This window comes from Massilia sp., assembly GCF_031995545.1.
GTDB lineage: Bacteria > Pseudomonadota > Gammaproteobacteria > Burkholderiales > Burkholderiaceae_D > Telluria.
The window spans coordinates 52,805-74,134 of the sequence record NZ_DAMAGA010000005.1 but is presented as its reverse complement, the minus strand read 5'-3'; the positions used below and the strand labels follow the sequence as shown (position 1 = coordinate 74,134).

General features: G+C 68.1%; 25 protein-coding genes and 1 riboswitch. Of the genes, 9 read left to right on the top strand and 16 right to left on the bottom strand.

What is annotated here, in order from left to right:
- The first annotated feature begins 55 nt into the window (after positions 1 to 55).
- From RTQ83_RS05885 to RTQ83_RS05875, 3 genes are all read left to right on the top strand, one after another.
- A complete protein-coding gene (locus RTQ83_RS05885) occupies positions 56 to 178 on the top strand; it encodes a hypothetical protein (RefSeq protein ID WP_312512065.1) in 123 nt (40 codons plus the stop codon).
- A gap of 123 nt (positions 179 to 301) precedes the next feature.
- Positions 302 to 1,348 carry a CHAD domain-containing protein gene (locus tag RTQ83_RS05880; protein WP_312512063.1) on the top strand — a complete coding sequence of 349 codons (1,047 nt, stop codon included), beginning with the start codon at positions 302 to 304 and terminating at the stop codon, positions 1,346 to 1,348.
- Between the two features lie 163 nt (positions 1,349 to 1,511).
- Entirely contained in the window at positions 1,512 to 2,651 is a 1,140-nt protein-coding gene (locus RTQ83_RS05875) for a branched-chain amino acid ABC transporter substrate-binding protein (RefSeq protein ID WP_312512061.1), read from the top strand.
- Between the two features lie 3 nt (positions 2,652 to 2,654).
- Here RTQ83_RS05875 and bluB read toward each other — a convergent pair whose 3' ends face one another.
- The 16 genes from bluB to RTQ83_RS05795 form a co-directional block, all read right to left on the bottom strand.
- Positions 2,655 to 3,293: a 5,6-dimethylbenzimidazole synthase gene (gene bluB / locus RTQ83_RS05870; RefSeq protein ID WP_312512058.1), complete on the bottom strand. Its 639-nt coding sequence runs from the start codon at positions 3,291 to 3,293 to the stop codon at positions 2,655 to 2,657.
- The gene (locus tag RTQ83_RS05865; RefSeq protein WP_312512056.1) at positions 3,286 to 3,669 is read right to left on the bottom strand and encodes an NAD(P)H-dependent oxidoreductase subunit E; all 384 of its coding nucleotides are present in this window, start codon (positions 3,667 to 3,669) and stop codon (positions 3,286 to 3,288) included. The genes bluB and RTQ83_RS05865 overlap by 8 nt, the downstream gene beginning before the upstream one ends.
- A complete protein-coding gene (gene cobJ, locus RTQ83_RS05860; protein WP_312512054.1) occupies positions 3,666 to 4,670 on the bottom strand; it encodes a precorrin-3B C(17)-methyltransferase in 1,005 nt (334 codons plus the stop codon). Before cobJ ends, RTQ83_RS05865 begins: the two co-directional genes overlap by 4 nt.
- On the bottom strand, positions 4,670 to 5,071 hold the full coding sequence (locus RTQ83_RS05855) for a cobalamin biosynthesis protein (protein WP_312512052.1): 402 nt from the start codon (positions 5,069 to 5,071) through the stop codon (positions 4,670 to 4,672). Before RTQ83_RS05855 ends, cobJ begins: the two co-directional genes overlap by 1 nt.
- Positions 5,068 to 5,832, bottom strand: coding sequence for a cobalamin biosynthesis central domain-containing protein (locus RTQ83_RS05850; protein ID WP_312512050.1), 765 nt, complete (start codon positions 5,830 to 5,832; stop codon positions 5,068 to 5,070). Before RTQ83_RS05850 ends, RTQ83_RS05855 begins: the two co-directional genes overlap by 4 nt.
- Positions 5,829 to 6,620: a precorrin-2 C(20)-methyltransferase gene (gene cobI, locus RTQ83_RS05845; RefSeq protein ID WP_312512048.1), complete on the bottom strand. Its 792-nt coding sequence runs from the start codon at positions 6,618 to 6,620 to the stop codon at positions 5,829 to 5,831. Before cobI ends, RTQ83_RS05850 begins: the two co-directional genes overlap by 4 nt.
- Positions 6,617 to 7,930 carry a precorrin-6y C5,15-methyltransferase (decarboxylating) subunit CbiE gene (gene cbiE, locus RTQ83_RS05840; protein WP_312512046.1) on the bottom strand — a complete coding sequence of 438 codons (1,314 nt, stop codon included), beginning with the start codon at positions 7,928 to 7,930 and terminating at the stop codon, positions 6,617 to 6,619. The genes cobI and cbiE overlap by 4 nt, the downstream gene beginning before the upstream one ends.
- A 4-nt stretch (positions 7,931 to 7,934) precedes the next feature.
- Entirely contained in the window at positions 7,935 to 9,137 is a 1,203-nt protein-coding gene (locus tag RTQ83_RS05835; RefSeq protein ID WP_312512318.1) for a cobalt-precorrin-5B (C(1))-methyltransferase, read from the bottom strand.
- A 24-nt stretch (positions 9,138 to 9,161) separates the two neighbouring features.
- Complete coding sequence (locus RTQ83_RS05830; RefSeq protein ID WP_312512044.1) at positions 9,162 to 9,836, bottom strand: precorrin-8X methylmutase; 675 nt, start codon at positions 9,834 to 9,836, stop codon at positions 9,162 to 9,164.
- Positions 9,833 to 10,891, bottom strand: coding sequence for a sirohydrochlorin chelatase (locus tag RTQ83_RS05825; RefSeq protein WP_312512042.1), 1,059 nt, complete (start codon positions 10,889 to 10,891; stop codon positions 9,833 to 9,835). The genes RTQ83_RS05830 and RTQ83_RS05825 overlap by 4 nt, the downstream gene beginning before the upstream one ends.
- Before the next feature lie 14 nt (positions 10,892 to 10,905).
- Positions 10,906 to 11,709 (bottom strand): precorrin-4 C(11)-methyltransferase, encoded by an 804-nt coding sequence (gene cobM / locus RTQ83_RS05820; protein ID WP_312512041.1) that lies wholly within the window; start codon positions 11,707 to 11,709, stop codon positions 10,906 to 10,908.
- Entirely contained in the window at positions 11,706 to 12,557 is an 852-nt protein-coding gene (locus tag RTQ83_RS05815) for an ABC transporter ATP-binding protein (RefSeq protein WP_312512040.1), read from the bottom strand. The genes cobM and RTQ83_RS05815 overlap by 4 nt, the downstream gene beginning before the upstream one ends.
- Positions 12,554 to 13,291 carry a cobalt ECF transporter T component CbiQ gene (gene cbiQ, locus RTQ83_RS05810; RefSeq protein ID WP_312512038.1) on the bottom strand — a complete coding sequence of 246 codons (738 nt, stop codon included), beginning with the start codon at positions 13,289 to 13,291 and terminating at the stop codon, positions 12,554 to 12,556. Before cbiQ ends, RTQ83_RS05815 begins: the two co-directional genes overlap by 4 nt.
- A complete protein-coding gene (locus RTQ83_RS05805) occupies positions 13,281 to 13,613 on the bottom strand; it encodes an energy-coupling factor ABC transporter substrate-binding protein (RefSeq protein ID WP_312512036.1) in 333 nt (110 codons plus the stop codon). The genes cbiQ and RTQ83_RS05805 overlap by 11 nt, the downstream gene beginning before the upstream one ends.
- Positions 13,610 to 14,284: an energy-coupling factor ABC transporter permease gene (locus RTQ83_RS05800; RefSeq protein ID WP_312512034.1), complete on the bottom strand. Its 675-nt coding sequence runs from the start codon at positions 14,282 to 14,284 to the stop codon at positions 13,610 to 13,612. Before RTQ83_RS05800 ends, RTQ83_RS05805 begins: the two co-directional genes overlap by 4 nt.
- A 113-nt stretch (positions 14,285 to 14,397) precedes the next feature.
- A riboswitch (cobalamin riboswitch) is annotated at positions 14,398 to 14,612 on the bottom strand.
- A gap of 121 nt (positions 14,613 to 14,733) precedes the next feature.
- Entirely contained in the window at positions 14,734 to 15,042 is a 309-nt protein-coding gene (locus RTQ83_RS05795; protein WP_312512031.1) for a c-type cytochrome, read from the bottom strand.
- A 192-nt stretch (positions 15,043 to 15,234) separates the two neighbouring features.
- Between RTQ83_RS05795 and RTQ83_RS05790 the strand changes: the two genes are divergently transcribed.
- The 6 genes from RTQ83_RS05790 (at position 15,235) to RTQ83_RS05765 (ending at position 21,298) form a co-directional block, all read left to right on the top strand.
- Positions 15,235 to 15,459 (top strand): TIGR04438 family Trp-rich protein, encoded by a 225-nt coding sequence (locus RTQ83_RS05790; protein ID WP_312512030.1) that lies wholly within the window; start codon positions 15,235 to 15,237, stop codon positions 15,457 to 15,459.
- A gap of 64 nt (positions 15,460 to 15,523) precedes the next feature.
- Positions 15,524 to 16,417, top strand: coding sequence for a LysR family transcriptional regulator (locus tag RTQ83_RS05785; RefSeq protein WP_312512028.1), 894 nt, complete (start codon positions 15,524 to 15,526; stop codon positions 16,415 to 16,417).
- A 2-nt stretch (positions 16,418 to 16,419) separates the two neighbouring features.
- Positions 16,420 to 17,229, top strand: a complete 810-nt coding sequence (lgt, locus tag RTQ83_RS05780) for a prolipoprotein diacylglyceryl transferase (RefSeq protein WP_312512025.1) — start codon at positions 16,420 to 16,422, stop codon at positions 17,227 to 17,229.
- A gap of 87 nt (positions 17,230 to 17,316) precedes the next feature.
- Complete coding sequence (locus tag RTQ83_RS05775; protein ID WP_312512023.1) at positions 17,317 to 18,612, top strand: cytochrome c; 1,296 nt, start codon at positions 17,317 to 17,319, stop codon at positions 18,610 to 18,612.
- Positions 18,609 to 19,097: a 2Fe-2S iron-sulfur cluster-binding protein gene (locus tag RTQ83_RS05770; RefSeq protein ID WP_312512021.1), complete on the top strand. Its 489-nt coding sequence runs from the start codon at positions 18,609 to 18,611 to the stop codon at positions 19,095 to 19,097. The genes RTQ83_RS05775 and RTQ83_RS05770 overlap by 4 nt, the downstream gene beginning before the upstream one ends.
- Positions 19,094 to 21,298 carry a molybdopterin cofactor-binding domain-containing protein gene (locus RTQ83_RS05765; protein WP_312512018.1) on the top strand — a complete coding sequence of 735 codons (2,205 nt, stop codon included), beginning with the start codon at positions 19,094 to 19,096 and terminating at the stop codon, positions 21,296 to 21,298. The genes RTQ83_RS05770 and RTQ83_RS05765 overlap by 4 nt, the downstream gene beginning before the upstream one ends.
- Positions 21,299 to 21,330 lie beyond the last annotated feature (32 nt).

Below are 21,330 nucleotides of genomic sequence, written 5' to 3'. Positions count from 1 at the left end.
GACATTGACGTCGAGATTAGCTGAGCTGGCCTTCCATTGGCTCACAATGACCGTCATGCTGAAACCGACCGTCATCGCGCTGACCATCGCCGCCGCTACTTGCCTGCCCGCGCGCACGGCCGACCTGCCTTCGTATCCGTTCATCCACGTCAACGCCTTCCCCGCCCTGCGGGAATGAGCATGTCATCGTCCTGTCATGATGAGCGAACACGTAACGACAGCGGGAGTATGATGAGTTCATTAACCCGAAGTCGTCAGCGTGCGTCCGATACGCCGCTGCGCCACAGTGAAAGGATGACGTATGGCCAACCAACAGAAACCGAAACAGGCTACGGACGAAGTGCAACCCAAGCTGCAGCCCGACCTGCATAAGCCCGCCCAGGAACAACAACCGGCACTGGAACAAACCTCCGGCGAGCAGGCCGCCAACGAGCCACAGGCCACCCAGGCGCCGACGGAAATCCGTCCGGTCAAGGCGGAACCGGTGCGCCTGCGCGCGCGCATGACGCTGGAAGATGCGTTCCAGTGCATCGGCGTCAACTGCGTACGCCAGATCGAAGCCAACATCCCCGGCGTGCTGCACAAGAACGTCGAGAGCCTGCACCAGATGCGGGTCGGCCTGCGCCGCCTGCGCGCGCTGCTGGCCATGTTCGAAGACCTGGCCGCGCCACCGGTCGCCCTGCACGCCGGCATCGAGTGGCTGTCCGGCGAACTCGGTCCCGCGCGCGACTGGGACGTGCTCACCGAATCCACCCTCGAAAAGGTGCAAGGCATCGACGCCGCCGCGCTGCGCCAGGCCGCCCATGAACGCGCCGTGGCCCACCACGCCCAGATCCTGTTCGTGCTGCGCGAGCCGCGCTTCGACGAGCTGATGGCGCAACTGAACGACTGGCTGCAGGAGCGCCGCTGGCGTCCCGACGGCGTGCTGCCGAAGGATTCGCCGCTGCACGAACGCGCCTGGAAAGGCGCCCTGCCCTTGCTGCGCAAGGCCGAAAAGCGCCTGGCCAAACGCATCGACGGCCTGGACGAATCGGACGCGCCGGGCCGCCACCGCGTGCGCATCGCCGCCAAGAAGGCGCGCTACGCCGCCGAATTCTTCCGCGACCTGCTGCCGGCGCGCCGCGTCAAGCGCTACGTTGGCCACCTCGAGGGGCTGCAAGACCGCCTCGGCGCACTGAACGACCTGGCCGTGGCCGAGCACCTGCTCGATGAACTCAAGGGCGGCAGCAGCCAGGTCGCCAAGCAGGCCGCCTACGCGCGCGGCTATGTCGCCGCCAGCAGCGAAGCCGGCGTGCGCGGGCTGGGCAAGGCGCTCAAGGATGTGGCCAAGCGCCGCATCACGCGCTGAGCGCAACCTGGCATTGGCACCGTAGGGTGGGCGGCCGGGCCGTCCACCCTACGCCGGCGCGCCATCCCCCTTTTCCTGAAGCGATATTTACGGTAACGTTGCTCCGTAATTCCTGGTCAGCCGCGCCAGCGGCCCTGCGCAGTTCTCACTTCACGGAGACACCATGCGGTCCAGCACCAAGCTCGCTTCGTTCGCCATCGCCCTGGCTTGCGCCAGTAGCGCCCACGCTCAGCAGGTCGTGAAAATCGGCCACGTGGGCCCGGTCTCCGGTCCCAACTCCCACCTCGGCAAGGACAACGAAAATGCCGCACGCATGGCGATCGACGAACTCAATGCCAAGGGTTTCACGATCAACGGCCAGCGCGTCACGCTGCAGCTGCTGGCCGAGGACGACGCCAGCGATCCCAAGCAAGGCACGGCGGTGGCCCAGAAGCTGGTCGATGCCAGGGTGAATGGCGTTGTCGGCCACCTGAACTCGGGCACCAGCGTGCCGGCTTCGCGCATCTACCACAACGCCGGCATGGTGCAGATTTCGCCTGCCACCACCGCCACCCTGTTCACCAAACAGAAATTCCCGGGTGTGTTCCGCGTGGTGGCCAATGACGCCAAGCTGGGAGGCACGCTCGGCAAGTACGCGGTCGAGACGCTCAAGGTGAAGAACATCGCCGTGATCGACGACCGCACCACCTACGGCCAGGGCGTGGCGGCCGAATTTGCGCGCGCGGCCAAGGGACCGGGCGTGCGGATCGTCGACAAGCAGTTCACCACCGCCAGCGCCACCGACTTCACGGCGATTCTTACCGCGATCCGCGCCAAAAAGCCCGACCTGATCTTCTTCGGCGGCATGGACGCGGTGGCCGGCCCGATGCTCAAGCAAATCAGTGCACTCGGCATCGACGCGCGCTTCATGGGCGGCGACGGCATGTGCACCGAAGCGCTCGGCCGCCTGGCCGGTCCCGCCGTCGGCGAAGGCAAGGTCGTATGCGCCGAAGCCGGCGGCGTCAAAGGCGGCGCCCAGGAACAGAAGATGAACGACTTCCGCGCCCGCTTCAAACAGAAGACCGGGATCGAGGTGCAGCTGTACGCGCCCTACGTGTACGACGCGGTGATGGTAATGGCAACCGCGATGCAGAACGCCAAGTCGGCCGAACCGGCCAGGTACCTGCCGGAGCTGAAGAAGATCAGGTATGAGGGCGTGACCGGCACCATCGGCTTCGATCCGTCGGGCGACATCCTGAACGGCGCGCTGACGCTGTACACCTACAAAGGCGGCAAACGCACGCGCATGGACGTGATCCGCTGAGGGTTACCAGCGGTCGGTGGAAACCAGGTCGCCGAGCTCCGCGCGTCGCGCCCAGCCTTCCAGCTCCAGCATCGGCGCCGGATAGAACTCGGCCACCTGGCCCAGGCACAGGATGGCGATCGGCTTGCCTCCTTCGGGAATACCGAGCAGCTGCGCCAGTTTGCGCGGATCGAACAGCGATACCCAGCCCATCCCCAGGCCTTCGGCGCGCGCCGCCAGCCACATGTTCTGGATCGCGCACGAAACCGAGGCCAGGTCCATTTCGGGCAGCGTGCGGCGGCCGAACACGTGGCGCTCGCGCCCGTCCATCAGGCTCGCCACCAGCACTTCGCCGCAGTCGCGCATGCCTTCGACCTTGAGGCGCATGAATTCGGCGCCGCGCTCGCCCAGGGCATCGGCGGTGGCGATGCGTTCTTCTTCGACCAGCGTGCAGATGCGCTCGCGCAGGTCCGCACTCTTGACGCGGATGAAGCGCCACGGCTGCATCAGCCCGACGCTGGGCGCCTGGTGCGCCGCCGCGAGCAGACGCGCCAGCAGCGCTTCGTCCACCGCACCCGGCACGAAGTGGCGCACGTCGCGCCGCTCGGCGATGGCGCGGTAGACGCCATCGACCTGCTCCTGCCCGAAGCGGTGTTCAGGCATCGCCGTCCGTTTCGCCGGCCTGGTGGAACACCAGCTCTTCGACCTTCTCGCCCTTGCACAGGTGCTGGTCGATGATGCGGTCCATGTTCTCGGGCGTGACGTTGTAGTACCAGGTGCCGTCCGGCTGCACGCACACGATCGGGCCGCCCTTGCAGGCGGCGAAGCAGCTCACGCGGCTGCGCTTGACGCGCAGCGGGCCGCTATTCAGGCCACTGGCCTTGAACTTGTCGCCCAGGCTGTCGAACAGCGCCTGCGAGGCGCCGTCTTCGCTGCATCGCGGGCCGGTGCACACCAGCAGGTGGCGGTGGTAGCTGCCGATTTTCGGCTTTACCGGCTGCGCCGGGGCGTCGGTCTGGGTGGTGTCGATGGTGCTCATGCTTCGCTCTCCTCGCTCGGGACGGCGCTTGGCGCTTCCCATGGTTCGTCCAGGGTGGACTGGATGTAGTCGGCCGGCAGGCGGTAGCGCGCGGCCAGCGTCTCGATGCTGTCGCCGGCCGCATGTTCGGCGGCCAGGTTGTCCAGCCAGCCGAGCAGGCCGGTGGACAGCGAGCGGCCGGCGCGTTCGCCTTCGCGGGTGGCGCCGCCGTCCTGCATGTCGTACTTGTTGGCGTAGCCGCGCGGAGTCACCATCAGGCCGTTGCGGATGAACGTGTTGCTGTTGCCGATCAGGACCGTGCTGAGCATGCCGATGTCGGCTTCCGCCATGCTGTCGAGCGTGGTGAACACGATGTTCTCGCGGCGGCGGTAGGCGCTTTTCACGATCGCCACAGGCGTGTCGGGACGGCGGTGGCGCAGGAACAGGCGCTGCGCTTCGACGATCTGGCGCGTGCGGCGCCCGCTCTTGGGGTTGTAGAGCGCGACCACGAAGTCGGCCATCGCCACCGCGTCCAGGCGGCGCGCGATGGTCGGCCACGGCGTGAGCAGGTCGGACAGCGAGATGGCGCAGAAGTCGTGCGTCAGCGGCGCGCCGACCAGGGCGGCGCAGCTGTTCAGGGCCGAAGCGCCCGGAATGATCTCGACCTGCACCGCGTCGTCCGGCGTCCAGCCGGACTGGAACAGCACCTCGTAGGTAGGTCCGGCCATGCCGTACACGCCGGCGTCGCCGGACGAGATCAGCGCCACCTTCTTGCCGGCGCGCGCGGCTTCCAGTGCGCTGACGGCGCGGTCGAGTTCTTCGGTCATCGACTTGCGGATGATCTCCTTGCCCTCGATCAGGTCGGCCACCAGCTTGATGTAGGTGACGTAGCCAATCACCACGTCGGCTTCGGCGATGGCGTCGCGCGCGCGCTGGGTCATGTGCTCCACGCTGCCGGGGCCGATCCCCACCAGCATGATCTTGCCGGCGCCCGGCGCCTGCACTTCGGTTTCAGTAGTCATCAGTCTTTCCTTGCGATCGAGACGGTGGCGTTGCGGCCGTCCGCGCCCCGGTGTTTGTGTTTTTCGACGACCAATGCGGCCATCGGGGTATCTGGTCCGGCGGCCAGCAGCGCCGCGGCTTCGCTGACCGACGGCGTGCCGGTGTACTTGCGCACCGTCTCCGACGGATTCGGCACCGCCACTTGCGCCAGCTTCTCGGGCGGGTAGAACACCAGCGGCCAGCCATGTTCCTGCGCCAGCGCCAGCAGCGCGGCTTCGTCCTGCTTGATCGTGATCGACGCTGCCATCGCCACCTGCTCCGGACGCGCGCCGGCCTGCACCAGCGCGGCCTGCACCGCTTCGCGCACGGTCACTAAGGCCACGCCGCGGTCGCAGCCCAGGCCGACGGTGAAACTCGTCATACGGTTTCCTGTGGCGGGCGGTACACCACCAGGCGCTCGTGCAATGCGTCCCACTGCTCCTGTGGTACTTCGGCGTGCGTCACCCACAGCACGGCCGCATGCTTATCCAGATCGACATCTTCGAAACGTTCGAAGCGGTGGATGGTGTCGGGCAGTGGCGTCGGGCGGGTCCACCAGTCAGGGCTGCCGGCTTCCTGCACGAAGGCGATCGGCTCGCCGTTGACCACGTGCGCCGAGACGCGCGTAATGTTGATCTTCGGGGCTTCCACGCGCCAGCCCAGGTGGCGGCCGAGGATGTCCACAGGGATGGTGCGGCCGACGTCGGACGCCGTGGTCAGCACCGGCGCGGCGCCGATCAGGTCCGCGATGCGCTCGCTCCATTCGTTGGCGCCGCCAACGTGGCCCGAGAGGACGGGAATCACGTACTGGCCGGCGTCGTCGACCACGATGATGCCCGGGTCTTCGTCCTTGCTGCGCAGGTGCGGCGCGATCAGGCGCACCACGGCGCCGAGCGAGACGAAGAACACGATCTGATCGTAGTCGGCGAACAGCGGCGCGATCTCGTCGCGCAGGGCGCCGTCGTAGGCGCGCACGGGGTTGGCGACGTCGCTGAAGGTGGCTGCGAACTTGGCCGAGGTGCAGATCGCGGCGTCGGGCAGGTCGGCGGCCAGGCGCGCAGCCTGCGCGGCGCCGTGCTTGGTGATGGCGACCAGGCACACGCGCGGCGTATTTGCTACGACCTGGATGGATGGATTGCTCATGCGGTCTCCGTAGGTAGAGGTAATGGGCTGCTTTTCTTGAGGCAGCCCTTGATGCGTTCGCCGCGGATGCGGTGGTTGTGCTTGACGATTAATAGCGACAGGTAGCTGACCTTGGTGCCGCGAAGCAGGAGGATCTCGGCGCCGCTGTAGCGCCGCTCGTCCGGCGCGCCGACGCGTTCGATGAAGTGCGAACCGGCCAGCAGGTCGCGCCGTTCGAGCCACTCGATCAATTCGTCGAGGATCGGCTTCACCTTCATCAAGACCAGCGTGTCGAAGTCGGGCAGCAGGCGCTCGACCGCGCTGACGCCGTACGCGGCCGGCACGATGGCGACCGTGTCGTCCTGCTCGGCGAACGGCACGTCGGCCATGGCGCAGGCAGCGGTGAAGGCGTTGACGCCGGCGACGATCGGGGTGGCGATGCTGTCGTCCAATGCGCGCACGGTGCGCGCCAGGTGGCCGAAGGTGGCGTAGGTGCTGGCGTCGCCCTCGACCAGGAACAGCACGTCGCGGCCGGCGCGCAGCCAGGGCAGCACGGTCTCGGCGGCGCGCAGCCAGGCACGTGCCAGCTTCTCGCCGTCATGGGTCATCGGGAACAGCAGTTGGGTGTGCTCAAGAGGCGGCTCAATGCCGGCGCGCACCACGATGTCGAAGGCGTAGCTCGGCGTCTTGCCGCTGCGCGCCGGATACACCCAGATGGTGTCACGGCGCTGCAATGCTTCCCACGCCGCGCGCGTGATCAGGCCCGGATCGCCGGGGCCGAGCGAGATGCCCCACAGGGTGCCGCTCATTGGGCTTCTCCTTTGCGGGCGCAAACGATCCACACCGGATTCTCGGCCGCCATGCGGTGCATGTGCAGGATCGGTTTGCTGCGCGCGGCCTGCAGTTGCAGCACGTCCCAGCTCACGCCCTGCTCTTGCATCGACTGCAGCGTGGCGGTGGCCGTGGCCAGGTTTTCCAGCGTGACGAAGTTCATCACCAAGGAACCGTTCGGGCGCAGGCGCCCCAGGATCATGGCAATCAGGCCGGCCAGTTCGCCGCCCGAGCCGCCGATGAAGACGGCGTCCGGGTCGGGCCAGGTGTCGAGTCCTTCCGGCGCCTTGGCATGGAACAGGCTGTAGTTGCTGATGCCGAAGGCGGCGTGATTCTGGCCGGCGATGGCGTGATCAAGCTCGTTCTTTTCGGTCGCCCACACGTGGCCGTCCGGGCAAAGGCGTGCCGCTTCCAGACCCACCGAGCCGGAACCGGCGCCGATGTCCCACACCACGCTGTCCTGGCGCAGCTGCATGCGCGCCAGGCTCACCGCGCGCACTTCCTGCTTCGTGATCAGGCCCTTCTCGGGCTGGCGCTGCGCGAACTCGCTGTCCATCAGGCCGAAGCGTACCGGCTTCGCGCTGGCGGTCACGCGCCACAGCAGCACCACGTTCAGGTCGGCGAAGCGCATGCCGGCAGCGTCGTCGGGATTCAGGTCGGCCACCACCCGCTCTTCCGGCTGCAGCAGATTCTCGGCCACCGCCATGTGGAAGTCGCCGGCCAGGCCTTCGGCCTGCAGCAGGCGCGCGATGCGGTCGGGGGAGTTATCGGGGCTGGTCAACACCAGCAAACGCGACTCGCGCCGCAGCGCCTGCGCCAGCGCGTACAAGCCGTGCGTCGGCGCGCTGCCGCGCGTCCATTCGCCGGCATCGCGCGCATGCACCGAGACGATGCGCGCATCCTGCCAGGCCAGGCCGACGCGGGCGCAGGCCAGCTGCAGCGTCGACAGGTTCGGCAGGATGTCGAGCGCATCGACGCACAGGTGCTGCGCCAGGTATGGCGCGATCCCGTGGCACAGCGGGTCGCCGGTGGCCAGCACCACGCAACCGAGGTTGTCGTTGCGCGCGGCGCGCACCCACTCGGGCACTTCCTTCAGGCGCTTGGTCAGGTCGTGGCGCAGCGCGCCCGGCTTGAACTCGCGCTCGAACAGCGCCAGCGTACGCGCGCCGCCGATCACGACGTCGGCATTGCGGATGTAAGCCAGCGCGGTCGGGCTCAGGCTGGCGGCGCCATCGTCGAGCACACCGATCACGCGGCAGGGATTGGGATCTTTCAGCATGGTGTCCATGGCGTTATTGATGGAATGTGTCGGCTTCGGGCAGGTGGTCAATGCCGATGCGGCCCGCGCTTGCCGGGCGCTCCTGCGGCAACGCGGGCAGAGACCACACGTCGGCCACCTGCACGCCGCTGAAGTCGCACACCAGCACGCGCAGCTGGAACGCACGGCCATAGCGGTCGGGCGCGGTCAGTGTGTCGATCGCGGCCTGCGCCAGCGCGTGGTGGAATGCGTCGCCCAGTCCGCGCTCGACCATCAACTCGGCGCCGAAGCGCGCGGTCTCGGCCGCCGCGATGGCGTCGCAGTCTTCCGGCGCGGCGCCGATCTGGCGCGCGATCGCGGCCACCAGGTCGGTATCGACTTCGCTGCGGTTGGCGTGGGTGATGGTCTCGCCCTGCGCGATCTTGGTCAGCTTGCCGACCATGACCGCCAGCACCACCGTCCCGATGCCTTGCGCCACGGCTTCGTCCAATGCGTAGCGCAGGAAGTCGCCCATCTGCACGAAGCAGGCCGACGGCAACTCGGGCCGTTCCGCACGCAGCGCGCCGATGGCGAAGGTCTCCGTGCGCCCGCCGGTGGTCAAGGCCACCACGTCGTGGCCGGTGGTCGCCGCCACCTGCACGCCCTGCACCACGCTGGCGCGCCAGGCGGCGGTCGAATACGGTTTGACGATGCCGGTGGTGCCGAGGATGCTGATGCCGCCCAGGATGCCCAGGCGCGCATTGGTGGTCTTCTTGGCCATGGTCTGGCCGTCCGGCACGCTGACCGTGACTTCGATGCCGTGTTGCTGCAGCAGCGCGGGCGCGGCTTCGCGCAGGTTGTCGGCGATATTGCGGCGCGGGACCGGGTTGATCGCCGGGCCGCCGACTTCCAGGCCCAGGCCGCGCATGGTGACGGTGCCGACGCCGTCGCCGGCGACATAGGTCACTTCGCCGGCCTGGCCGGGCAGCAAACGCAGGTCGACCGTGATGTGGGCGCCGTCGGTGCAATCGGGATCGTCGCCGGCGAACTTGATCACCATCGCGTGGGCGGACTGCGTGTCGCTGCGGCCGTCCTGAACGGCGAAGCGCACCCGGGTACCGTTAGGCAGCAGGCTTTCGATTTCCTCGGGCACGCCCTGGCCGGCCATGCCCAGCACCGCCGCGCGCGCAGCGGCGGCGGCGCAGGCGCCGGTGGTGAAGCCGGTGCGCGTGCCGCGTTCGGCCGCCTTGTCTTTCATGCCCATGGTTGGATGTCCACTTCGTCAGGCAGCCTTTTGTCGTGCCTCGGCCAGCGACAGCAGCGCATGCAGCGCCGCCACCACCAGCGTCGAGCCGCCCTTGCGGCCGCGGATCACGATCCAGGGCACGTCAGGCTGTTCGGCCATCAGGTCTTTCGATTCGGCCGCCGACACGAAACCGACCGGCATGCCGACCACCAGCGCTGGGCGCACGCCCTCTTCGCGGATCAGGCGTACCAGCTCGATCAGCGCGGTCGGCGCATTGCCGATGCCGACGATGGCGCCGTCCAGTAAACCCTTGCGGTGCGCCTTGCGCATCGCCTGCACCGCGCGCGTGGTGTCTTCCAGCTTGGCCGTTTCGATCACGTCGGCGTCGCTGATGAACTGGTAAGTGGACATGCCGAAGTGCGCCAGGCGCGGCTTCGACAGGCCGGAGCAGATCATCTCGACGTCGGCCACGACCGGCGCGCCGCCAGCCAGCATGGCGCGCACGCCTGCCTCCACCGCGTCGGGATGAAAGTCGGTGAGGCCGTTGAAGTCGAAGTCGGCATTCGCGTGGATCATGCGGCGCACGATCGGCCACTGGCCTTCGGTGTAGGCATGCGGGCCGACTTCGGCGTCGATGATGGCGAAGCTGTCATGCTCGATCGCCTGGCCGGCGCGGGTCAGCTGCTCGGTGACGGTGTTAATCGTGCTCATGCCGGCTGCTCCTTGGCGGTATGTGCGTGGTCGTGGTCATGACAGTGATCGTGGCCATGATCGTGTGCGTGGTCGTGGCCATGTGCGTGATCGTGTGCGTGGTCGTGGCCGTGCGCGTGTTCATGGCCATGCGGATGCTCGTGCGCATGCTCCGGCCCGTGCACATGTCCATGATCGTGTGTGTGCGCATGCGAGTGACCATGCCCCATCTCATGGGCGAGCTCACGGTAGCTGCAGCCGTCGCATGGCAGGCGGCTATCCGGTACCCCCGCGCGCAGGTTTTCCACGCGCTCGTCCATCAGCGCGAAGATCTCCTTCTCGAAGCCGAAGTGCTCGCCGCAGAAGAAGCGCACTTGCGGATACTGGCCGCGCAGGTGCTCGACCTGGCGGTGGATGCGCTGCATCAGGGTGCCGGTGTACAGGTAGTACGGCAGCACCACGACCTGGCGCATGCCCAGCAGCACCTGGCGCGCCACCACTTTTTCCAGGCGCGGCCAGGTGATGCCGGTGAAGGCCAGGTCGACCAGTTCATGGTCGCCCTCTTCCATCAGCCAGCGCGCCATCTTGGCCATCTCGCCATTCGCGCCGCGGTCGGACGAGCCGCGTCCCAGCACCACCACGCCGGTGCTGGTCGGATCGGGCATGTCGAGCGCGTTCATCGCCTTGCGCAGGCGGCGCTTGAGGATCGCCAGGATCGGGTCGCACGCGGTCAGGTGCGGCGCCAGCAGGATCTCGGTTTGCGGGCAGGCGGCGCGCGCGCCTTCGATCGCTTCCGGAATCTCCATCTTGACGTGGCCGGCCGCGTTCAGGATCAGCGGCACCACCAGCACCCGGCGCGAGCTGCGCGCGGCAGACAGCAGCGCGGCGTTCATCTCGGGCGGCGCGAACTCGATGAAGCACAGTTCGATGCGCCAGTCGGGACGCTGGGCGCGCCACTGTTCGGTGAATTCGCGGATTTCCTGGTTGCCGGAATCCTCGCGCGACCCGTGGCCGACGATGAGAATGGTGTCGCCGCCGTTGAGTGAAGAAGGCATGAAGTTGACAGGTGATTGCATCGTGGTCGCCGCGCTCATGCGCTGGCCTTTCTGAAACGGTGGGTGAAGGTGGGGTCGTACAGCTTGGAGCGCACCAGGGTTTCCCAGTGCAGCGCGCCCAGCGTCGGGCTGGCGACGATCATCGCCTGGCTGGCCACGCCGGCCTCGCGGCAGCGTGCCTTGATGTCGGCCAGCGTGCCGCGCAGGATTTTTTGCTCGCCCGGCCAGCTGGCCTTGTGCACCACCAGCATCGGCGAGTCTTCTGGCCAGCCGGCTTCCCGCAGCGCCTTCTCGACCTTGTGCATCAGGGTGATCGACAGGAAGATGCAGATCGTGGTGCGGTGCGCGGCCAGGCTGGCCAGGTCTTCGCCTTCCGGCATCGGGGTGCGGCCTTCGACGCGCGTGAGGATCACGGTCTGGGTCACTTCGGGCAGCGTCATCGACTCGCCGGCGGCCGCCATCGAGGCCATCGCCGACGACACGCCCGGCACCACCGCCCATTCGATGCCGGCATCCGTCAAGGGACGCGCCATCTCGATCAGCGCGCCGTACAGGCCCGGGTCGCCGGTCTGCAGGCGCACCACGACCGCGTGGCATCTAGCCTGGTCGATCAGCCAGGCGGTCATCTCTTCCAGTGTCATGTCCTTCGAGTCGCGGATCGCGCAGCCTTCCGGGGCGTACAGGGTGGCGGCGCGGTCGACCAGCGAACCGGCGAACAGCACCGCGCCGGCCTGCGCCAGCAGCTTCTGGCCCTTGACCGTGATGAGTTCCGGGTCGCCCGGGCCGGCGCCGACGAACCAGATCTTGCCTGGGGTCTGCGGGGTCGTTTCTGCCGTCATGTAATCGTCTCTTGTGGATGGGTAGAGCGCAGCGCGTCGAGCACTGCGTCGATGCTGCGTGGCGCCGAGCCGGATTCCAGCACGCCGCGTTCGGCCAGCAGCGCGTGCAGCGCCAGCGCCGCCGGCAGCCGCTGGCCGGCCGCGCGCAACGCGTCTTCCTGGCGCGCCACCTGCTGCGTCGGACCGGACGCGATGCAGCGCCCGTCCGCCATCAGATGGATGCGATCGGCCCAGCGGTAGGCGAAATCGACGTCGTGGGTAGACAGCAGCACGGTGACGCCGCGCGCGGCCAGACGGTCGAGCAGCGCCGCCAGTTCGTGCTGCATCGGCGCGTCCAGGCCCGCCATCGGTTCGTCCAGTAGCAGCACGTCGGGTTCCATCGCCAGCACGCCGGCGATGCAGACGCGCTTCTTCTGGCCGAAGCTCAGGTGGTGTACGGCGCGGCTGCCCTGCCCCTGCAGGCCGACCGCTTCCAGCGCGGACGCCACGCGGGCACGGACAATGGCGGCATCCAGGCCGAGGTTGAGCGGGCCGAAAGAAACGTCCTCCTCGACCTGGGCCGAAAACAGCTGGCGGTCCGGGTTCTGGAACACCAGGCCGACGCGGCGCCGCAATTCGGCCAGTCCTGCGCGGCTGTAGTCGAACGGCTGATCGTCCCAGCGCAGCGTGCCGGCGCTCGGTCGCAGCAAGCCGTTCAGGTGCTGCAGCAAGGTGGTCTTGCCGGCGCCGTTCGCGCCCAGCAGCGCGTGGCGCATGCCGCGTTCGAACGACAGGCTGCAGCCACGCAGGCCGGCACTGCCGTCCGCGAACACGTGGTTCACCGCATCGAGGGCGAGCACAGGATTCATGACAGGCGGTCTCCGATGGCCGGCGCCAGCAGCAACGCTCCGGCCAGTGCCGCGCGCAGGTTCTGCGCACGCGCCTGTGGGAACACCGCCGGCAGGAAGCGCAGCGCGCCTTGGTAGCCGCGCGCGTCGGCCGCCATCTGCAGGGCCGAGGCGCGCTGCCACACCTGCACCGCCATCTGGCCGGCCAACAGGCCCATCGAACGCCAGGCATGGCGCCAGCCGCCATAGCCCAGGCGCGCGCGCTGGGCCTGCACACCATCGTCCCAGGCCTGGCGCAGCACGAACAGCATGCGGTAGCACAGCACCATCAGGTCGAGCAGCAGTTCCGGCGTGCGTACGCGGCGCAGCAGGTTGATGAGGTCAGGCAGCGGCGTGGTGAGCACCAGGCCCAGGAGCGCAGCCAGCACCGTCAGCGAGCGCAAGGCGGTGCGCGCCACCAGATCAAGCGGCGCACCATGCCAGCCCCAGTGCCCGTCCGCGCCGGGACCGGCCAGCATGGCCACGCACGACAACAGCAGGAAGCCGACCGGCGCGATCGCCAGCACCGCATAGGTGCGCAGCGGCACACGCGCGAACAGCAATGCGGTCAACACCAGCATGCAGGCCAGCGCCGCCAGCATTGAGGGGCTGTGCGCGATCCAGGCAGCGCCGATCCCACATAATGCGAACAGCGCCTTGGCCGAAGGCGCGACCGGGCGCCAGCGGCTGGCGTAGGCCGCCGTCTCAATCAGCATGGGACTCCGCAGCTTCACGCCGCACGCGCTCGCGCGTCACCGAGGTGCCGAGCCAGTAGCCGATCACGCCGGCGCCGATCGCCGCCTGCAGCGCGAACAGCAGCGAGGCGATCTCGCCGCTGGCCGGCTCGAACAGCGGCTCGAACCACGGCGTGTAGTGCGGCGCGACGGTGCCGATGGCCTGCTGCGCGCGTTCGTCGGCGCCGCCAAACATGGCCGGCGCCTCGGCGCCCGGTTCGGCCGGCGGCGCGCTGGCGAACCACAGCGGCAGCACGGTGAGCAGCACGATGGCGCTCCAGATCAATACGGTACGCAGCTTCATGCCTTCTTCTCCATCGCCATTACCGGCAGCGCGCGCAGCTCGTGCGCGTTGAAGCGTGCCATGGCATTCACCACCAGCACCGTGAGCAGGCCTTCGCTGATCGCGATCGGCACCTGGGTCAGGCCGAAAATGCCGGCGAACTTGACGAACGATGCGCTGAAGCCGCCGACCGCGTCGGGGAAGGCCCAGGCCAGCTGGATCGAGGTGGTGACGTAGGTGGCGAGGTCACCCAGGCAGGCGGCCAGGAACACCGCCACCGAGCGCGATGCGCCGGCGCCTGCCGCCGCGCGGAACACGCCGTAGGCGACGAACGGGCCGACCACCGCCATCGAGAACACGTTGGCGCCGAGCGTGGTAATGCCGCCGTGCGCCAGCAGCAGCGCCTGGAACAGCAGCACCACGAACCCCACCGGCACCATGGCGGCGGGGCCGAACAGCAGCGCACCGAGGCCGATCCCGGTCGGGTGCGAGCAGCTGCCCGTCACCGACGGCAGCTTGAGGGCGGAAAGAAGAAAAGCGAAAGCGGCGGCGACGCCGAGCAGCATGCGCTGTTCGGGATGCGTGGCCAGCGTGCGGCTGACGCTACGCAGGCCGAAGGCCAGGAAAGGCAAAGAAGCGGCGGCCCAGCCGATGGCGTGCGCCGGCGGCAGGAAACCTTCCATGATATGCATTCGAAACCTCCCGTCGAATGGTCGATAAGGACACCATGCGGGGAGGCGGAAGGACGGTCGACAGGGTTCAGGAGCGCGAAGCCGGCCGACAGCGGCTTCCCGTCACCCCGGGGAATGATGCTGGCGATTCGGGCCGGTATTCTGGCTCGCCTTCATCCTTCTCCGTGCCTTCCCGCCCGGTGTGAACCAGGCAGTGGCGTATCGACGGAGTCGTCAGGCTTACAGCAGCGGGGGCTGCACCGGAATGGCCGCGCGAAGCGGTGTCACCGGTTTCCCGTTTAACGTCATCCCTTGGAAGGATGAACGCACCCAAACGAGCATCTTACACAAGAAACGCGGCCGCCTCAATGCAAGAGTCAGCTTTAGGGTCGACTGTAATTCGGCCCATGAAAAAAGCGCGCCGTGCTGACGCAGGCGCGCTTTCTCGAATCGGGTAACTACTCAGGACATCACTTGGTCGACAGCACCCACTTGACCAGGCTGCGCGCTTCCGCCTCGCTTACCTGCGGGTTGGCCGGCATCGGCACCGGACCCCAGACGCCGGCGCCACCCTTGAGCACTTTCTGCACCAGCTTGTCCTCGGCGCTTTTCTGGCCCGCGTAGCGTTCCGCCACGTCCTTGTACGCCGGGCCGACCAGCTTGGTCTGCACCGTGTGGCAGGTCATGCAGTTCTTGGCCTTCGCCAGGTCGGCCTGTGCGAACGCGCCGCCAGAGGCCAGGGCCGACAACATCACACATAACGACAGCGAGCGCTTCATGAAATTCTCCGTGTTTATCACTGAAGCGATTCTACCTGCAATCCTCAAGCGAACCGCAGACCGATACACTCTGTAACCTGGACGCGGCATTGGTAACACCTGACAGCGGCCCAAACGTCTTTAATTTTCCACAGAGCATCTTCTTGCAGCGGGTTTCTTTGTAAGATAGCAGCTTCGAAGGAGTTTTGAACCATGCGCCTGATCCTGTTCATCGTCGCTCTGGTCGCGTTGCGCGGCTTTGAAGTATGGCGTTTCGCCGACCTGTCATGGTGGTACATCATCGGCCTGATGGTGGTGGCTTTCATCTGGTTCGAGTTCATCGAAAAGATGCTGGGCCTCGACAAGAAGAAGGAGCACGATTTGCAGGACAAGCACCGCAGCGAGCGCGTGAAAAAGTCGCTCGACAAGCGCCGCTGAGCCAATCTCTCTATGTGATACATTGGACGTATCACCGAATCGCGTCCATACGTAGCACATATCAATGCATCCCGAACTGCGCCAGCTGCGCCACTTCGTCACCGTCGCCGAAGAACTGCACTTCGGCCGCGCCGCCCGGCGCCTGCACATGACCCAGCCGCCGCTGTCGCAGAGCATCGCCAACCTGGAAGACCTGCTCGGCGCCCCGCTGTTTCTGCGCAACCGCCGCACCGTCAGCTTGAGCGCCGCCGGCAGCGCCCTGCTGCCCGAGGCACGCCGCATCCTCGAGCAAAGTTCTAGCCTGGTTGAACTGGTGCGGCGCGCCGCCAGCGGCGAAGCGGGCCGCCTGGCGCTGTCGTTCGTCTCCACCGCAGGCCTCGGCCTGCTGCCCGACATGCTGCGCCGCTACCGCGCGGCCTATCCGCAAGTCCAGCTGGTGCTGCAGGAATCGACGTCCGACGTCCAGTTCGAGGAACTGCTGGCCGGCCGCATCGACGCCGGTTTCGTCATCCCCTTGCAGACTGGCGCCCCGGACGCGGCGCTGGACTATCTGAAGGTGCTGGAAGAACCGCTGGTGCTGTGCGCTCCGAGCGGGCTGGATGCGCTGTCTAGGCCAGGCCCGGTGCGCCTGCGCGACCTGCCGCCGCTGCCGCTGGTGATCTTCCCGCGCGCGCTGGCCCCGAGCCTGCACGACGCCATCCTGGCGTGCTTCCGCGCGGCCGGCGTGACGCCCACGATCGGCCAGGAAGCGATCCAGATGCAGACCATCGTCAGCCTGGTCTCCGGCGGCATGGGCTTGGCACTTGTGCCACAATCCGTGTCGAACCTGATGCGGCCGGGCGTAGAATACCGGGCGTTATCGGACCCGACGCCGCTGGCCGAAACCGGCCTGGCCTGGCGCCGCGACAACGATTCGCCCGTCCTCAAGGGATTCCTGGACCTGATAAAGAAAGACTGACTATGCTGATTCACCCGCAGCCGAACCCGATCGCGCTCTCGCTCGGACCGGTGCAGATCCACTGGTATGGCCTGATGTACGTGCTCGCCTTCGCCCTGTTCATCATCCTGGGCCGGGTGCGCATCCGCATGCCGCACGTGGCCGCGCAAGGCTGGACCAGGGACGACCTGGACGACATGCTGTTCTACGGGATGCTGGGCGTGGTGCTGGGCGGCCGTCTGGGTGAGGTGCTGTTCTACCAGCCGCTGTACTTCCTGCAGCATCCGGCCGAGATCTTCATGATCTGGCGCGGCGGCATGTCGTTCCACGGCGGCTTCCTGGGCGTCCTGATCGCGATGGCGCTGTGGGCCCGCAAACGCAAGCGCAACCTGCTCGACGTGTACGACTTCATCGCGCCGCTGGTGCCGCTGGGTTACGCGTGCGGCCGCATGGGCAACTTCATCAACGCCGAACTGCCGGGCCGCCTGGCCGATCCGAGCCTGCCGTGGGCCATGCTGTGGCCGGGCGTGGCGGGGCCGCGCCATCCGTCGCCGCTGTACCAGATGCTGGTGGACGGCATCCTGGTGTTCATCATCCTGTGGCTGTTCGCACGCAAGGCGCGTCCGCGCCTGGCGGTCGGCGCCATGTTCACGCTGCTGTACGGGTGCGCGCGCTTCTTCACCGAGTGGTTCCGCGTGCCGGACTGGGAAACCACCGTGTTCGGCCTGCCGATCACCTCGGGTCAGGTGCTGTCGCTGCCGATGATCGTGGCGGCACTCATCATGCTGGCGTGGGCCTATCGCCAGGCGCCGCGCCAGCCGGTGGCGGCCTGACGGCATTCCCCTGCTGTTTAGTGGGCGAGCGCACAGAGCGCCGCCCACGCCTCCCCGAGAATGGGGCTCCACCCATCGGAGCCCTGAATGGATCACCCTCGACGCAAGCGGCATGTCGGAAAGTGGCTGCTTGCGGCGGCCATCGTGCTCGCAGGCGTGGCCTTCGCCATCATGTGGCGCCCGGCGATCGCGCCGCTGACCGCCGCCCCTTCGTTCGACCAGACCCGCATCGCGCGCGGCGCCAACCTAGCGCGGCTCGGCATGTGTGCCTCGTGCCATACGCCCGACCTGGCCAAGCCGTTCGCCGGCGGCAAGCCGATGGAAACGCCGTTCGGCACCGTCTACAGCACCAACATCACGCCCGACCCCGAAACCGGCATCGGGCGCTGGAGCCCTGACGCTTTTACTCGCTCCATGCGCAAGGGCGTCTCGCGCGACGGCCACCACCTGTATCCGGCCTTCCCCTACAACCATTACACGCGCATGACCCAGGCCGACATCGACGACCTGTACGCGTATTTCATGACGCGCCCCGCCATCCACGCGCCGGCACGCGACAACGACATGACTTTCCCGTTCGGCTTCCGCCCATTGGTCGCGTTCTGGAACGTGCTGTACCTGGACGACACGGCCTGGGAAGCCGATCCGAAGCAGTCCGCCGAATGGAACCGCGGCGCCTACCTGGCCGGCGCGGTGGCCCACTGCGCCGCCTGCCACACCCCGCGCACGATGCTGGGCGGCCCCGACCTGTCGCGGCCGCTCGACGGCGGCGAAGCCGAGGACTGGTACGCCCCGGCCCTGAACGCGCGCGCGCCGTCGCCGCTGCCATGGACGCGCGAACAGCTGCACGCCTATCTGCGCACCGGCATCGCCAACGACCACGCAGTGGCCGGCGGCCCGATGCAGGACGTGGTGATGCACCTGGCGCAGGCCGATGAACGCGACGTCGCCGCGCTGGCCACCTGGACCCATAGCCACCTGGCGCAGGCGCCCGCACGCAGCACCCCGGCGCAGCAGGCCGGATCGCTGCCCGAACCGAAAGCCGACGACCCCGACCTGCAGCGCATGCGCACCGGCTACGCGCTGTACGCCAACTCCTGCGCGCGCTGCCACGACGCCGGCCGCGCGCCGAGCTCCGGCACCGCGCTGCCGCTGCAGAAGGCGGTGGCGCTGTACGACCCCGATCCGCGCAGCCTGATTCACATCGTCGACGACGGCATCCTGCCGCCGGACGGCGAACCGGGACGCTGGATGCCCGGCTACCGCACGATTCTGACCGACGAGCAGACCGGCGCGCTGGCCGCCTACCTGCGCAAGTACGGCGCCGGCCAGCCGGCCTGGCCCGACCTGGACGACGCCGTCCGCAAAGCGAGAGCACCATGACCACCTACCGCCTGCAGGTCAACGGCAAGCAGCACGCCGTCGATCTTGACCCCGATACGCCGCTGCTGTACGTGCTGCGCAACGACCTGGAACTCAATGGCGCCAAGTTCGGCTGCGGCCTGGGTCAGTGCGGCTCGTGCACGGTGCTGGTGGACGGCAAGCCGGCGATGTCGTGCCTGGTGCCGGTGTCGAGCGTCGGCACGCGCGCCGTGCGCACCGTCGAAGAACTCGGCAGCAGCGACAAGCCGGGCGTGCTGCAGCAAGCCTTCATCGACGAGCAGGCGGCGCAGTGCGGCTACTGCATCGCCGGCATGATCATGCAGGCCAGCGCCCTGCTCGAGCGTACGCCCCGGCCGACCGACGCCCAGATCCGCGCCCACATGTCACCGAACCTGTGCCGCTGCGGCACCCACATGCGCATCCTGCGCGCGGTGCGGCGCGCGGCCGACGTGCTGGCCAGGACCCCAGGCGGAGCGCAGCGATGAGCGAACAGGTGCCCTGCAATGCAGGCCGACGCCGCTTCATTGCGGCCGGCGGCGCACTGACACTGTCGTTCGCGATGCCGGCGTGGCCGGCATCCGGCGAACTGCCGAAAAGCCTGGACAAGACCCCGTGGCTCGACGCCTGGATCCGCATCGGCGCCGATGAACGCATCACCGTCTTCACCGGCAAGGTCGAACTGGGACAAGGCATCAAGACCGCCCTGCTGCAGGTGGCGGCCGACGAATTGCGCTTGCCCGTCGGCCGCCTGCTTCTGGTGACCGCCGACACCGAACGTACACCGGACGAAGGCCTCACCGCCGGCAGCAATTCGATGAAGGACAGCGGCACCGCGCTGCGCCACGCGGCCGGCCAGGTGCGTGCGCGTTTGACTGAACTGGCGGCGACGCGCCTCTCGGTCCCGGCGGCCATGCTGGCGCTAAAGGACGGCGCCTTCGTCGCGCCGGGCGGCGGCCGCGTCACCTTCGGTCAGCTGGTCACGGGCCAGGAGCTGCACGTGCGCGCCACGCCCGATCCGGCGCCGCCGGCACCGGGCCCGAAAACCGCGATCGGCAAATCGGTACCGCGCGTCGACATTCCCCCGAAGCTCACCGGCGGACGCGCCTATATCCAGGACCTGCGCCTGCCGCAGATGGTGCACGCGCGCGTGGTGCGTCCGCCGTCGCAGGCGGCGCGCCTGATCGAGGTCGACAGCGCCGCCGTGATGCGCCTGCCGGGCGTATTGAAAGTGGTGCGCGACGGCCGCTTCCTGGCCGTGATCGCGGATGGCGAATACCGCGCCGTGAAAGCCGCCACCGCGCTGGCGCGCGCCGCGCGCTGGGAGACGCCGGCGTCGCTGCCGAAGCACCCCGACATCGCCTCGCTGGTGCGCGCCCAGCCGGCGCAACCTTATCCGATCCTGGAACGCGGCGCACCCGGCACTCCCGGCAAGACCCTGCGCGCGACCTATACCCGCCCGTTCCAGCTGCACGGCTCGATCGGCCCGTCGTGCGCGGTGGCGCAATTCATTGACGGGCGCTACACCGTGTGGACCCATTCGCAGGGCGTGTTCCCGCTGCGCGGCGCGCTGGCCGAACTGCTGGGCGTAAAGGACGGCACGATCCGCTGCATCCACCTCGAAGGCGCCGGCTGCTACGGCCACAATGGCGCCGACGATGTCGCGGCCGACGCCGCTCTGCTGGCGCGCGCCCTGCCCGGCCGGCCGGTGCGGGTGCAGTGGATGCGCGAGGAAGAACATGCATGGGAGCCGCTCGGCGCGGCGATGGTGGTCGACGTCGCCGCCACGCTGGGCCTGGATGGCCGCATCGCCGACTGGCAGTACGCGGTGCTGACGCCGTCGCACAACCAGCGTCCCGGCAAGGCCGGCAACCTGCTGGCCGCGACGCACCTGGCCAGGCCATTCACGCCGCCGGTGCCGAAACCGAGCCCGCAGCCGGAAGGCAGCGGCGACCGTAATGCGATTCCGTACTACGCGATCCCCAACGCGCGCGTGACGCACCACTTCCAGCCGCAGGCGATCCTGCGCACCTCGGCCCTGCGCGGCCTGGGCGCCTACTGCAATGTGTTCGCGATCGAGAGCTTCATGGACGAACTGGCGCGCGCCGCGAATGCCGACCCGGTCGAGTTCCGGCTGCGCCATCTGAGCGACCCACGCGCGATCGACGTGGTCAAGCTGGCGGCTTCCAAATTCGGCTGGAGCAGCTACCGCCGCCCACAGGGCACTACCCGGCGCGGACGCGGCTTCGCTTTTGCGCGCTACAAGAATCTGCTGGCCTACTGCGCGCTGGCGGTCGAAGTCGAGGTGGCGCTGGAGACCGGCCTGGTGCGCATCGTGCGCGCGCAGGCGGCGGTCGATTGCGGCGAGATCGTCAACCCGGACGGCGTGCGCAACCAGATCGAAGGGGGCATCGTGCAATCGACCAGCTGGACGCTGCTCGAAAAGGTGCGCTACGACGAACAGAAGGTGCTGACCGTCGACTGGGCCTCGTACCCGATCCTGCGCTTCACCCAGGTGCCGGACACGGTCGGCGTGCACCTGATCGACCGCCCCGGCCAGCCGTTCCTGGGCACCGGCGAAGCGGCGCAGGGCCCGGCCGCGGCGGCGATTGCGAATGCGGTGTTCGATGCCTGCGGCCTGCGCATGCGCGACCTGCCGCTGGACCGCCAGCGCATGCGGCGCGCCTAGCACTGCAGGTATAGTAGCGAGCTACATGTGCG

Excerpts from the sequence above, each read along its gene's own strand:
- RTQ83_RS05885 (WP_312512065.1), top strand. The coding sequence starts at position 56 with ATGCTGAAACCGACCGTCATCGCGCTGACCATCGCCGCCGCTACTTGC.
- RTQ83_RS05880 (WP_312512063.1), top strand. The coding sequence starts at position 302 with ATGGCCAACCAACAGAAACCGAAACAGGCTACGGACGAAGTGCAACCC.
- RTQ83_RS05875 (WP_312512061.1), top strand. The coding sequence starts at position 1,512 with ATGCGGTCCAGCACCAAGCTCGCTTCGTTCGCCATCGCCCTGGCTTGC.
- bluB (WP_312512058.1), bottom strand. The coding sequence starts at position 3,293 with ATGCCTGAACACCGCTTCGGGCAGGAGCAGGTCGATGGCGTCTACCGC.
- RTQ83_RS05865 (WP_312512056.1), bottom strand. The coding sequence starts at position 3,669 with ATGAGCACCATCGACACCACCCAGACCGACGCCCCGGCGCAGCCGGTA.
- cobJ (WP_312512054.1), bottom strand. The coding sequence starts at position 4,670 with ATGACTACTGAAACCGAAGTGCAGGCGCCGGGCGCCGGCAAGATCATG.
- RTQ83_RS05855 (WP_312512052.1), bottom strand. The coding sequence starts at position 5,071 with ATGACGAGTTTCACCGTCGGCCTGGGCTGCGACCGCGGCGTGGCCTTA.
- RTQ83_RS05850 (WP_312512050.1), bottom strand. The coding sequence starts at position 5,832 with ATGAGCAATCCATCCATCCAGGTCGTAGCAAATACGCCGCGCGTGTGC.
- cobI (WP_312512048.1), bottom strand. The coding sequence starts at position 6,620 with ATGAGCGGCACCCTGTGGGGCATCTCGCTCGGCCCCGGCGATCCGGGC.
- cbiE (WP_312512046.1), bottom strand. The coding sequence starts at position 7,930 with ATGGACACCATGCTGAAAGATCCCAATCCCTGCCGCGTGATCGGTGTG.
- RTQ83_RS05835 (WP_312512318.1), bottom strand. The coding sequence starts at position 9,137 with ATGAAAGACAAGGCGGCCGAACGCGGCACGCGCACCGGCTTCACCACC.
- RTQ83_RS05830 (WP_312512044.1), bottom strand. The coding sequence starts at position 9,836 with ATGAGCACGATTAACACCGTCACCGAGCAGCTGACCCGCGCCGGCCAG.
- RTQ83_RS05825 (WP_312512042.1), bottom strand. The coding sequence starts at position 10,891 with ATGCAATCACCTGTCAACTTCATGCCTTCTTCACTCAACGGCGGCGAC.
- cobM (WP_312512041.1), bottom strand. The coding sequence starts at position 11,709 with ATGACGGCAGAAACGACCCCGCAGACCCCAGGCAAGATCTGGTTCGTC.
- RTQ83_RS05815 (WP_312512040.1), bottom strand. The coding sequence starts at position 12,557 with ATGAATCCTGTGCTCGCCCTCGATGCGGTGAACCACGTGTTCGCGGAC.
- cbiQ (WP_312512038.1), bottom strand. The coding sequence starts at position 13,291 with ATGCTGATTGAGACGGCGGCCTACGCCAGCCGCTGGCGCCCGGTCGCG.
- RTQ83_RS05805 (WP_312512036.1), bottom strand. The coding sequence starts at position 13,613 with ATGAAGCTGCGTACCGTATTGATCTGGAGCGCCATCGTGCTGCTCACC.
- RTQ83_RS05800 (WP_312512034.1), bottom strand. The coding sequence starts at position 14,284 with ATGCATATCATGGAAGGTTTCCTGCCGCCGGCGCACGCCATCGGCTGG.
- RTQ83_RS05795 (WP_312512031.1), bottom strand. The coding sequence starts at position 15,042 with ATGAAGCGCTCGCTGTCGTTATGTGTGATGTTGTCGGCCCTGGCCTCT.
- RTQ83_RS05790 (WP_312512030.1), top strand. The coding sequence starts at position 15,235 with ATGCGCCTGATCCTGTTCATCGTCGCTCTGGTCGCGTTGCGCGGCTTT.
- RTQ83_RS05785 (WP_312512028.1), top strand. The coding sequence starts at position 15,524 with ATGCATCCCGAACTGCGCCAGCTGCGCCACTTCGTCACCGTCGCCGAA.
- lgt (WP_312512025.1), top strand. The coding sequence starts at position 16,420 with ATGCTGATTCACCCGCAGCCGAACCCGATCGCGCTCTCGCTCGGACCG.
- RTQ83_RS05775 (WP_312512023.1), top strand. The coding sequence starts at position 17,317 with ATGGATCACCCTCGACGCAAGCGGCATGTCGGAAAGTGGCTGCTTGCG.
- RTQ83_RS05770 (WP_312512021.1), top strand. The coding sequence starts at position 18,609 with ATGACCACCTACCGCCTGCAGGTCAACGGCAAGCAGCACGCCGTCGAT.
- RTQ83_RS05765 (WP_312512018.1), top strand. The coding sequence starts at position 19,094 with ATGAGCGAACAGGTGCCCTGCAATGCAGGCCGACGCCGCTTCATTGCG.